Annotated in this window: 10 protein-coding genes and 2 pseudogenes; 3 read left to right on the plus strand and 9 right to left on the minus strand. The window is 70.3% G+C overall.

Going from position 1 to position 11,437, the window contains the following annotated elements:
• Positions 1-104 precede the first annotated feature (104 nt).
• A complete protein-coding gene (locus tag ACRX5W_RS12330) occupies positions 105-701 on the minus strand; it encodes a PadR family transcriptional regulator (protein WP_436788108.1) in 597 nt (198 codons plus the stop codon).
• 383 nt (positions 702-1,084) lie between these two features.
• On the opposite strand from ACRX5W_RS12330, the gene ACRX5W_RS12335 reads away from it, so the two are divergent.
• A complete protein-coding gene (locus tag ACRX5W_RS12335; protein ID WP_436788109.1) occupies positions 1,085-1,498 on the plus strand; it encodes a hypothetical protein in 414 nt (137 codons plus the stop codon).
• A 271-nt stretch (positions 1,499-1,769) separates the two neighbouring features.
• On the opposite strand, the gene ACRX5W_RS12340 is transcribed toward ACRX5W_RS12335, so the two are convergent.
• The 8 genes and pseudogenes from ACRX5W_RS12340 to ACRX5W_RS12375 form a co-directional block, all read right to left on the minus strand.
• A complete protein-coding gene (locus ACRX5W_RS12340; RefSeq protein WP_436788110.1) occupies positions 1,770-3,005 on the minus strand; it encodes a pyridoxal phosphate-dependent aminotransferase in 1,236 nt (411 codons plus the stop codon).
• Positions 3,006-3,218: 213 nt separating this feature from the next.
• A pseudogene (locus tag ACRX5W_RS12345) lies at positions 3,219-3,398 on the minus strand (transposase); the annotation flags it as partial.
• A gap of 195 nt (positions 3,399-3,593) precedes the next feature.
• Positions 3,594-4,268: a siderophore-interacting protein gene (locus ACRX5W_RS12350; RefSeq protein ID WP_436788111.1), complete on the minus strand. Its 675-nt coding sequence runs from the start codon at positions 4,266-4,268 to the stop codon at positions 3,594-3,596.
• A 122-nt stretch (positions 4,269-4,390) separates the two neighbouring features.
• Positions 4,391-5,122: pseudogene (locus tag ACRX5W_RS12355) on the minus strand (MFS transporter); the annotation flags it as partial.
• Positions 5,123-5,390: 268 nt separating this feature from the next.
• Positions 5,391-6,188 carry a PhzF family phenazine biosynthesis protein gene (locus ACRX5W_RS12360; RefSeq protein ID WP_436788112.1) on the minus strand — a complete coding sequence of 266 codons (798 nt, stop codon included), beginning with the start codon at positions 6,186-6,188 and terminating at the stop codon, positions 5,391-5,393.
• A gap of 118 nt (positions 6,189-6,306) precedes the next feature.
• Entirely contained in the window at positions 6,307-6,741 is a 435-nt protein-coding gene (locus ACRX5W_RS12365) for a hypothetical protein (protein WP_436788113.1), read from the minus strand.
• 246 nt (positions 6,742-6,987) lie between these two features.
• Entirely contained in the window at positions 6,988-7,728 is a 741-nt protein-coding gene (locus tag ACRX5W_RS12370) for a CPBP family intramembrane glutamic endopeptidase (RefSeq protein ID WP_436788326.1), read from the minus strand.
• 146 nt (positions 7,729-7,874) lie between these two features.
• Entirely contained in the window at positions 7,875-9,353 is a 1,479-nt protein-coding gene (locus ACRX5W_RS12375) for a glutamate--cysteine ligase (RefSeq protein WP_436788114.1), read from the minus strand.
• Positions 9,354-9,626: 273 nt separating this feature from the next.
• Here ACRX5W_RS12375 and ACRX5W_RS12380 point away from each other — a divergent pair, with 273 nt between their 5' ends.
• Together ACRX5W_RS12380 and ACRX5W_RS12385 are read left to right on the plus strand one after the other, a co-directional pair.
• On the plus strand, positions 9,627-10,460 hold the full coding sequence (locus ACRX5W_RS12380) for a polysaccharide deacetylase family protein (RefSeq protein ID WP_436788115.1): 834 nt from the start codon (positions 9,627-9,629) through the stop codon (positions 10,458-10,460).
• A gap of 222 nt (positions 10,461-10,682) precedes the next feature.
• Positions 10,683-11,273 carry a hypothetical protein gene (locus tag ACRX5W_RS12385; RefSeq protein ID WP_436788116.1) on the plus strand — a complete coding sequence of 197 codons (591 nt, stop codon included), beginning with the start codon at positions 10,683-10,685 and terminating at the stop codon, positions 11,271-11,273.
• The last annotated feature ends 164 nt before the right edge of the window (positions 11,274-11,437 follow it).

The raw sequence follows: 11,437 nt of genomic DNA on the forward strand, positions 1-11,437 counted from the left end.
GGGCCGCGTGCTGCGGCCCCGCCCGGCGGCCTCCCGCCCGGTCGACCCGACCCCGGCGACCGTGTGGGAGGAAGCCCCTCCCGCACGGGTCACCCCTGCGGGGCTCACTCGGCTTCCGCGAGGATCAGGTACAGCTTCCTGCGGGCCTCGGCCATCACCTCAAGCGCCTTCGCGCGCTGGTCGTCGCTGCCGGTGGCCACGACCTGGCGCAGCGCATCGGTGACCTGCATCGCGGCGCGCCGGGCGTCGCGGTGGGCCTCGTGGTCGAAACCGCGGTTGACGGCGTCCCACGGGGCGCTGCCCTCGGGCTGCGCCGCGGCCTCCTCGCGGCCGGTGTCCGTCAGCGAGAACAGCTTCTTGCCGCCGGACTCCTCGCCGACGATGACGCCTTCGTCCTCCAGCAGTTGGAGGGTGGGGTAGACGGAACCGGGGCTCGGCTTCCACGCCTCCTGGGTGCGGTCGGCGATCTCGCGGATCATCTCGTACCCGTGCATGGGCCGTTCTGCGAGCAGGGCCAGGATCGAGGCCCGGACGTCGCCGCGGCGAGCCCGGCCACGTCCGCGACCCGGACCGCCGTGGCCTCGGCCGAAGCCGCCGGGGCCCCACCCGGACTCGGGCCCCCAGGGGCCGAAACCTTGGCGCCGCATCCTGTGATCACCACGTCGTTCGCCCCATCCGGGGCGGTGTGTCTTGGCATGCATGATGTTTCTCCGTTCCTATCGCGATCCGTTCGCGATGGCTCAACGATATATCGGATAACACTCACGAGCAAATCTTTATATGGAAGGTTTTCCGCCGATCGCCTCGAAGGGGCCCAACTCCCGCGCCTGCCCTAGGGGTTGCCGCGCGCCATCTGGGTACATTTCGGGCAAGTGCCGTCAAGAAACGAGGCACCGAACCCCGGTGAACCGTCTCCGCAGCCCGGCACGACGCGGCGGACGCAGGCCGCCCGCGGCCGACGGCTGAGGAGGGCGTGTCCGAAAACGCCCTAGGATCATCCGGACGCTGCGGGTAGTCGAGCCGTCACCACCGCGCCGTGCGTGGCGGCGGGTCAGGCCCACCGGAATGCGCGAGGGAGAACGCTGTGTGGGTCTGGCTCGGGGTGGGCGTGGCCGCGTACGCGGCGTTCCTGTGCGTGGTCGTCGTCGTCCTGCGCGCCGCGAAGGCCCGCAACGCCGCCGAGCGGGCGGCGGACGCGGCGGGCCGCAGCCCGGACGCGCACAGTTGCGACGGGTTCGAGGACGCCGACGGCTCGCCGTCGCCGGTCGACACCGCCGGCTCCGACTGCTCTGATATCCCCGGCGGCCACTGCGATCACAGCGGTGACACCGTCTCCGGCAAGGCGCTCACGCCCGAGTCCGAGGGGTCAGCCGCGCCCTCCACCGCGACGCCGGAGCCGCTGTCCGACGCGCCGCCCCCACCGGACGTCTCCGGCACTGCGGGCGCACCCTCGGCGGCAAGCACGAGACCACGCCCCGAAGACCACCGCGCGCATTGAGCCCGCACGCCGCGACGCAGACCCTTGGAGGCCGCGGTTCGCGGACCCGCAAGAACACCCGCGACAGCAAGCGGCATGGAAGACGGCCGAACCGGCGGTCCTTGGATGCGGCGGTCCTGGTCGGGTGGCCGACGTCAGGGGCGATGCGCCTGGGCACCGGCGTCCGTACCGCTGCCGGACCGACTCCCGCACTGGTCAGGTCCGCCGGTCCTCGCGCGGCCGGAGCCGACGCCCGCAGGTCAGGCCGTGACGCGTGCCCGCGGCCGGCCGGTCACTGGCGGTAGGAGCCGATGAACTTGCCGATTCTGGTGATCGCGTCGTCCAGGTCGTCGACGTGCGGCAGCGTCACGATGCGGAAGTGGTCGGGGGTCGGCCAGTTGAAGCCGGTGCCCTGGACGACGAGGATCCGCTCCTGGAGCAACAGGTCGAGGACGAACTTCTCGTCGTCGACGAGCGGGCACACCTCGGGGTCGATGCGCGGGAACGCGTACAGCGCGCCGCGCGGCTTGACGCACGTGACGCCCGGGATGGCCGTGAGCAGTTCGTACGCCTTGTCGCGCTGGGCCCGCAGCCGGCCGCCCGGCAGGATCAGTTCGCGGATGCTCTGGTGCCCGCCGAGTGCGGTCGCGATCGCGTGCTGGGCCGGGACGTTCGCGCACAGGCGCATGTTGGCCAGCACGTTGAGGCCTTCGATGTAGCTGGCCGCGTGGGTCTTGGGACCGGACAGCATGAGCCAGCCGGACCGGAAGCCCGCGACGCGGTATGCCTTCGACAGGCCGTTGAAGGTCAGGCAGAACAAGTCGGGGGCGAGCGATGCCAGCGGGACGTGCACAGCGTCGTCGTACAGGATCTTGTCGTAGATCTCGTCGGCGAGCAGCAGCAGGTTGTGGCGGCGGGCAAGCTCGACCAGGCCTTCCAGGAGCTCGCGCGAATAGACCGCCCCGGTCGGGTTGTTCGGGTTGATCACGACGATCGCCCGGGTGCGGTCGGTGATCTTCGCGGCGATGTCGTCCAGGTCCGGGAACCAGTCCGCGCCCTCGTCGCACAGATAATGCACGGGTGTTCCGCCGGAGAGCGAAACAGCCGCCGTCCACAGCGGGTAGTCGGGCGCGGGCACGAGGACCTGGTCGCCGTCGTCGAGCAGCGCCTGGAGGGCCATCACGATCAGCTCGGAGACCCCGTTGCCGAGGTAGACGTCGTCGACGTCGACACCGTGGATGCCGCGTTCCTGGTAGTGCTGCACGACGGCGCGGCGTGCGTGGAACAGCCCCTTGGAGTCGCAGTACCCCTGTGCGGACGGCAGTCCGAGGATCATGTCGTGCAGGATCTCGCTGGGCGCCTCGAAGCCGAACGGCGCGGGATTGCCGATGTTCAGCTTCAGGATCCGGTGGCCCTCCTCCTCCATGCGCTTGGCCTCGTCGAGCACGGGCCCGCGAATGTCGTAGCAAACGCCGGCGAGTTTGGCCGACTGCCGGATCTGACGGTACGACGGCTCCCTGTCGCTCACCGGTTGGTCCTCCCCGACCCTTGTGCACCCATATCCGACACAGTCTTCCATGCCGCCCGCGCGCCGGCCGCACCGGACACTCTCCGCCCCGCCCGCTGCCGGACAGCCGACTTACGGCTTCCGCCCGCCAGCATGACTGAGGGAACGTCATATGTCCTGACACGCAGGGGCCGGGTCGAGGCCGCTACCGGTTCGTCGGCAGTGCTCCGCCCTTCAGGGCGGAGGTGAAGCCGGCTCTCCCGCGAAGCGGGGCAGGGAATGCCGGATCGCTTCGGGTGATACGGCGTCGACCGCCTGCACGGGCCGGGATTGCTGATCGATGTACTGCTTCACGACGTTCAGCGGCGCGCCGCCGACGGACCCGGCGAAGTACGAGCCCGCCCAGAGCCGTTGCGCGCGCCAGTAGTATCAATGCGGCGGTCAACGTCGCCACGGCGGCCGGACTGGCCGTACCAGCCTGTGGAGCGCAGGTAAGACCAGAACCCACGGTTCCGGCACAGCGTCGAGAAGCAGGTACCCACCCGAAGTCACCCACACAACCCGTGTCGGAACAGGCGGGAATCCCCGGCCATTAGGCCGGGGAGGAAGTCAATCCATGCCCTGCTTGCCCGGTGTCCAGAACGGCTTGACCAGAACCGACCGGCGGGGCCAACCCCGGTCACGCACGAGATGGGCGCGTACGGCCTGCACCGTGCGGGCCTCGCCGGCGACGTAGGCGACGCCCGGCGCGTCCGGCAGCGCGAGGCCGCGCACCGCAGCGACGAGGGTTTCCGATCCCGCCGCCGACCGGTCGCCGCGTTCGGCCCACACCAGGCCGTCGGACCCGGCCGACGGCAGCCGGTCGTCCTCGGACGCCGTCTCGATCACGCCGAACACCCGTGGCCGGTCCGGTTTCCCGGCCAGCGCCGCGAGCATCGGGCCGAAGGCGACCTGCGCGGTCTCCTCACCCACGAACACGTGATACGAGGCTTCGTGACGGAGCGTCAAGGACCCCTCGGGCTTGCCGAAGCGCACCTCGGTGCCGACCGCCGCCGACCGGGCCCAGCGCGCGCCGGGTCCCTGCCCCTCGTGGTCGAATATGCACAGATCGAGCGTGCCGGCCGGGTCGTACGCCCACACCGAGTAGGTCCGCAAAACGTCACCCATGCCTCCGGCCCGCCACGGCAGGGCCGTGAGCAGGTCGTTGACGTGCAACCGCACCTGTTGGCCGGGAGCCCACGCCAGCCCGGCGACACCTTCGCCGGCGATCCGCACGCGCCGCATGCGCGCCGCGATCGGCTCGACCTCGGTGACGGTGCCGTGCGCGCGGCGTATTGCAGGTACTGCGCGTTGACGTAGAACAGCGCGAACAGGCCCACGAACGCCACGAGGATGCCCAGCACGCCCGCGCGCAGCGTCGGCGTACGGAACAGCCGCGGGTCGAGCAGGGGTTCGCGGACCCGCAGCGCGTACGCGACGAAGCCGGCGAGCAAGGCCAGGCCGACAGCGAATCCGCCGAGCACCCATGTCGATGTCCAGCCCCGGTCGGGTCCTTCGATGATGCCGAACAGCACGGCCAGGAACCCGGTGACCAGCAGCACCGAGCCCACCGGGTCGAGGGAGGCCGTGGTACGCGGAACCTTCGGCAGCGCGACGGCGGCCAGCACCAAAAGGACCGCGCCGACGGGCGCGAGCACGCCGAACAGGCCGCGCCACGGCAGGTACTGCAGGACCGGGCCGCCGACGGCGTTGCCGAGCAGCCCTCCGATACCGGTGGCCAGCGTCCACGACGCGATGGCCTGCGGCCGGCGATCCGGCGCGGTGGCGTGGATCAGGATCGACAGCGTCGCGGGCATGACCAGCGCCGCGCCCGCGCCGGTGACCGCGCGGCCGGCGAGCAGGACGGGCACGCCGGGTGCCGCCGCGGACACCGTCGCGCCGACGGTGAACAGCGCGAGCCCGGCAAGCAGGGCGCCCTTGCGCCCGTACCGGTCGCCGACTGCACCGGCCGGGATCAGCAGGCCCGCGAAGACGATGACGTACGCGTCGACGATCCACAGCATTTCGGACGCGGACGGATGCAGGGAGGAGACGGCCAGTTCCGGGATGGCGAGGTTGACGGCCGCGACCATGACCATGACCAGCAGGACACAGGCACAGACCAGCGGAAGGACCGCGCGCGGGCGCGCGGCCGTGGGTGATCGCACGGTGGAGACACCTCGGGGAGTCGGAGCGGTGCGGCACGCACCGGCCCGCCCCCGGAGAAACCGGGGACGGACCGGGCGCCGCTTCGTCGTCGTCCGGACAGCGACCACGCTAGGACGTCTCCGTCTTGATCTCCAATGCAAGTTGTGCAAGCCCTACTTGCGTCGCACGCAAGTACGGAAGGCTCGGCAACTCGTCTGATCAGACCGTGAGTTCGCCCCGCAGGACGAGCGTCGCATCGCCGATGAGCGTCACACGGTCGCCGTGCAGCTCGACCACCACCACACCCCCGCGCGAAGAGGCCTGATAGCCCGTCAGCCGCGTGCGCCCCACCCTCGGCGCCCAATAGGGGCCGAGCACGCAATGCGCCGACCCCGTGACAGGGTCCTCCGGAATGCCCACCGCGGGACAGAACACCCTGGAGCAGAAGTCGGTTTCGCCCCCGTCGCCGGCGGCGGTCACCACCACACAGCGGTACGGCAGCGCGGCCACCGCCGCCAAATCGGGCGCGAGACCGCGCACCACGTCGGCCGACGCGACCTCGACGAGCAGGTCTCCACCGCCCGCCGCGACCGCCGAGACCCGAACACCGAGCATCTCGGCCAAACCCTCCGGCTCGGCCACCGGCCGGGGCGGCAGAGCCGGGAAGTCGAGGCCGATGCCGCCCCCGGAACGCTCGTGCGCGCTCAGCACACCGCTGCGCGTCGCAAACCGCACGCTCCCGCGCGCCAGCCCCTCACCGAACAGCACGCGCGCACTCGCCAACGTCGCGTGCCCGCACAGGTCCACCTCGACCTCGGGGGTGAACCAGCGCAGCGTCCAGTCCGCGTCACCGCCACCGCCCGGAACCAGGAACGCCGTCTCGGCATGCCGCATCTCGGCGGCCACCTGCTGCATCCACGCGCCATCCGACGCGTGGGCCTCGTCCGGCAGGCACACACCCGCCGGGTTGCCGCGAAACGGCGTGTCGGTAAAGGCGTCGACCACGAAAATACGCATGCGCGTCAACGTAGCGCCGGGGCGGCGAGACGGCTCACCGGTTCCTCCTGCGACGAACCCGGCGCGTACGCGGCGTCCCTGGGCAACGCCCGCACGGCACAACCGTCGTCACGCCCGCTCAGACACACTCCGGCACCTGTTCCGCCACGACCCCGCCGGTCTCCAACTGCCCCACGTGCACGTAGCCCTGCCGATCGCTCACGATGATCTTCGCCCACGTCGGATCCGGCCGCCCCTTGGTGTAGTTCACCTGGCCCGGAGTGTGGCAGACGACCGTCACCTGCGTCCCGTGATCGGCGCTGAGCACGGTCTCGCCCCGGGCCGCGGGCTGCTTGTAGACCGCGAGCGCGAACCGCGACCGTACGGTGCCCTGGATCGACCCCGGCGGCGCGACCAGCGGCCCCGTCGGTTCAGCCGACGCGGTCTCCTCCGCGGCCTCGGCGGTGTCCTGCCCCGACCCCGACGCCGCGGCGTCGTCCTCCCCGCCGCCCATCCTGACCACGATCAGCACCACGGCCAGGAAGAACACCGTCAACAGGATCGGTGCGACCACGCCCGGACGAGGCCGCCGACGGGCCGGAGCGTCCGCAGACGCCTCCTTCCGCGCCCGCAGGCGCTCGCGGATTCCGCCTCCCAGCATGTGGCAAACCCCCATCACAGCCGCCTGGTCCGGCACCCGGCACGGACCACGTCCAACGGGACCGACCACGCGCCCCGGTCACTACCTTCCCGACGAGGATCCCAGTTGCACGCCCCACGACGGAATCGGCGCGAAACGCGGCACCGCCCAGACCGCGCGTCAGCCTGTCGGCAGCCAGTCGACCTTGCCCGCCAACAGGACATAACCCACAAAAGCCACAATGTCGATCAGTGCATGCGCCACCAACAACGGCATGACCCTCCCCCAACGCCGGTACAGCAGGCAGAAGATCACCCCCATCGCGAGGTTCCCGAAGAACCCGCCGATCCCCTGATAGAGGTGGTACGACCCACGCAACACCGAACTGGCCACAAGCACCTTGGGAAACGACCAGCCCAACTGCGTCAGCCGGTGCACGAGATAGCCGAGGACGACCACCTCCTCCAACGCCGCGTTCTCGATCGCCGACAACACCAGCACCGGAATCCGCCACCACACATCAGGCAGCGACGTCGGCACCACCGTCAGATTCGTCCCCGCCGCCCGCGCCCCCAGATACAGCGCGAGACCCGAACCGCCGATCACCGCGGCCACCGCCGCGCCACGCGCCAGATCCAGCGCCTTGCGGCCGGCGTCCACCCCCAGCACGCGCATCGACTCCCCGCCCCGCGTCAGGAAATGCGCCACGAGGAACACCGGCACGAGAGACGAGGCGATACCGAACAACTGCCACGCCAGATCCAGCCACGGACGCCCCGGCGCCGCCGACCTGTTGAGCACCGCCGACTGATCGGCCAATCCGCCCGGCCGCGTCAACGACCCGACGAACGAAATCGTCGCCGAAACCGCCGACGCCCCCAGCGACACCGCCAGGACGAGCAGCACCTCGTCACGCCGCATCCGACGACGCGACGGCTCGTCCCGCACCGCCCGCTCGGCTGGTTCTTCCGTGATCACCCGGCCAATCTAGTGCGGTGTCCGGAAACGTTCACCGGGCTCCTCCGAACCCGCACCGCCCCGGCCCGCAACCGACAACCCGGCACACATCACGCGACCACCCACGTATGCACCGGCTCCCCGCCGCGCATCAGCTCCGCATAACGCAGCGTCATGGCCCGCAGCGCACCGAGCCGATCCAAGCCCACGCGGTCGCGATAGTGGTGGAACATCGCGCTCTGCCACGCCGCACCGTTCGTACGCCGCAGGCACCGCTGCTCGATGATCCCCAGGTAGTGATCGCGCTCACGCGCATCGATGCCCCACGCCTCCAGCCCCCGGTGCGCCCGCGGCAACAGCTCCCGCAACACCAGTTCCGTCACCGGGAGACGCCCCAGCCCCGGCCACGCCAACTCCGCCTCGATCCCGTGCCGCGCACCGGTGTGGAAGTTGTCCGCGGCCTCCGCGAACGGCAGGCGCTCCCACACCGGCCGCTCGTCCTCGACAAGCGAACGCACCACGCCGTAGTAGAACGCGGCGTTCGCGAGGATGTCGTCCACGGTCGGCCCGGCCGGCAGCACACGGTTCTCCACCCGAAGATGCGGCTTGCCGCGCGCGACGTCGTACACCGGGCGATTCCACCGATAGATCGTGCCGTTGTGCAGCCTCAGCTCCCGAAGATGCGGAACATCCCCGCAATCCAGCACCGACACCGGATCCTCGTCGTCGCAAATAGGCAGCAACGACGGGAAATACCGAACATTCTCCTCGAACAGGTCCATCACCGAGCCGATCCAGCGCTCCCCGAACCACGTCAGCGGCCGCACACCCTGCGCGATCAACTCCTCGGGGCGCGTGTCGCACGACTGCTCGAACAAGATCGGTCGCGTCTCACGCCACAACTCGCGCCCGTACAGGAACGGGGAGTTCGCCCCCAACGCGACCTGCACACCCGACACCGACTGCGCCGCGTTCCACACCGACGCGAAATTGTCCGGCGTCACCTGTAGATGGAACTGCACCGACGTACAAGCGGCTTCCGGCACAATGCTGGTCGACGTCGTCTCCAGCCGCTCGACGCCCTCGATCTGCAACTGGATGTCCTCGCCGCGCGCCATCAGGATCTGGTCGTTGAGCAACTTGTACCTGGGGTTGTGCGACAGGTTCTCCAACACCATGTGCGCATCGGTCAGCGTCGGCAGGATCCCGATCATCACAATCCGCGCACCCGACTCGGCCGCCTTGCGGTCCGCGTAGTCCAGGCTCGTGCGCAACTCCTCGGCCAACTCGGAGAAGACCGGGCCCACCAGACGATGCGGCGGAATGTTCACCTCGATGTTGAACTGTCCCAGTTCGGTCTGGAAATCGGGACTGGCGATCCGGTCCAGCACCCGGTCGTTCGCCATGCACGGCAACCCGTCCGCGTCCGTCAGATTCAGCTCGATCTCGACGCCCATCAGCTTGCGCGGACTCTCGAACCGCCGTTCCGCCAAAAGCCGTTCCAGCGTCTCCAGGCAACGCCGCAGTTTGTGCCGGTACCGCTGCCGGTCCGACCTCGTGAACGCGACCTGCTCGACCTTCTCCCCCATGAGCTGAACTCCCCATCGACACACATCGGGCCGTCGTTGGCGCCGGGCACACACGCCCGAGTCCCAGGGAACCGCACAAACGAACCATGCGTCACCCCTGGCAACGGGTCACCCGGCCAGGGGTGACGCCCACTCACGGACTATCTCTTCCCCGGCGATCCACGGATCACCGGGTCGTGTCCCGACCGGTGGAGCGCACACGCCTGCCGCGCGCCCGCACGCCGTGTCGGGGGGGCCGCACGGCGCAAACCACGTGCAACCTGGGGGGTTACCGTGTCCGCTCTGCCGGTGCGCAGCGCCACGTTCCAAGCGGTGATCGTCGCCGTCGCCGTCTTCCTGTGCGGATTCCTTGTCTGGACCGCGAGCGCCGACACCGTCGACGCACAGGCCGCCACAGCCCGGCCTACCCAGGACGACGTCGGCCAACCGCCGATCCCGAGCGCGCCGCCGTCGGAGATACCGGCGCCTCCGCCGCCCGCCACCGGGTCGCCCACCCCGCTGGTGCCCACCATGCTCCAGTCCAAGGTCGGCCGCACCGACCCCGGCAAGTGGGTCGCGCTGACCTTCGACGACGGACCGTGGGCCGGCTACACCACACAGGTCCTCGACATCCTGGCGCAGCACAACATCAAGGGCGTCTTCTGCGTCGTCGGCGCCCAGGCCAAGGCCATGCCCGACATGATCCGCGAAATCGTCAAGCGCGGGCACACCCTGTGCAACCACACGATGACCCACGACACGTCGATGCCCGAGCGCACGCCCGACGAGATGCGCGCCCAGATGCAGCAGACCCTCGACGCGATCCAGGCCGCGGCGCCCGGCGCCCCCGTGCCCTGGTACCGGGCACCCGGCGGCCGTTGGTCGCCCCAGGTCCAGGAGATGGCGGCATCCCTCGGCATGCGCTCGCTCGGCTGGAGCGTCGACACCCTCGACTGGAAGAAGCCCGGCGTCGACAAGATGCTCCAGACCGTCGGCCAGCAGCTCACCCCCGGCGGCGTCATCCTCCTCCACGACGGCGGCGGCGACCGCACCATGAGCGTGGACATGCTGCGCCGGCTCATCCCCGATCTGCTGGCGCAGGGCTACCAGTTCACGGTTCCGGCGTAAGTCCGACAATCAGGCGGGTTGCGCCAATCAACCGTCCGCAAATCGTTACTTTTTGCAGCCATTCACGTACAATGCGCTGACCGGCTTGTACGGTCGGTTCCTGCATGCGCGGCGCAGCACCCGCCCGGCCCGGACCGGCACAGCGGCTTTTTCTCCACCCACGCCCCAGCAGCGTGTCAACGGATGCTGCATCAGAAATGAGGCGGTCTCATGGTCTTGCGTGTGCCAGAAACACCCGATGACGTCCGCAATGCGGTACGAGCGGTGCTCGACGCACCTCGCCGGCGGCCCGCACACGACGCCGAGCCCGACGCCGCCACGTCACCCTCCACCCCCGAGGACACCGTCCGCGGCCTCACCGCCGTCCGCCCGCACCGCATGTTCGAGATCGACCTGTCCGACCTCGCCGCCGGCCGCGGCGTGGACGCCGCCCGGCCGGTCGGCTGGCGCTGGCTCGTCCACGACGGCCTGCACACCGTCGGCGCGGTCGAGGTCGCCGACCGGGGCACCGGGCAGCACGTGGCCCGGTTCACCGAAGGCCCCTTCACCACCTGCACCGACGCGGCGATCGCCGCCCTGCGCTCGCTCCCCCGAGTCGAACGCGGCTACTACGAACTGCGCCTGCTGCACATTCCCGGCCTCTACACCGTCGCCTTATGGCTCGCCGACCTCATCGGCTGGCACGACCTGCTGGTCCCGCTCGCGCCCGCGCCCCCCGGAGTGCAGGCCCTCCGCCCCTACCCGGCCGACGAACTCGCCGGAACCCTCGCCGACCGCGGCCGCCGGCTCCTCGCCGCAGCCGCGCAATCCTGAGCACGGCGCCGGCGGCCGTTGCTCGCCGATCCGCGGCCGCGACGCGCGCCCTCCCATGAACTCTTCACCGTGACGTCGCGTCGATAAGCGACGCCACGTCGACGCCTCTGCCTGACGTGGCGTCGGATTTCCGCGAGGCGGGGCTGCGGCATCATCCAGACGCC

Source organism: Yinghuangia sp. YIM S10712 (assembly GCF_051388935.1).
GTDB lineage: Bacteria > Actinomycetota > Actinomycetes > Streptomycetales > Streptomycetaceae > Yinghuangia.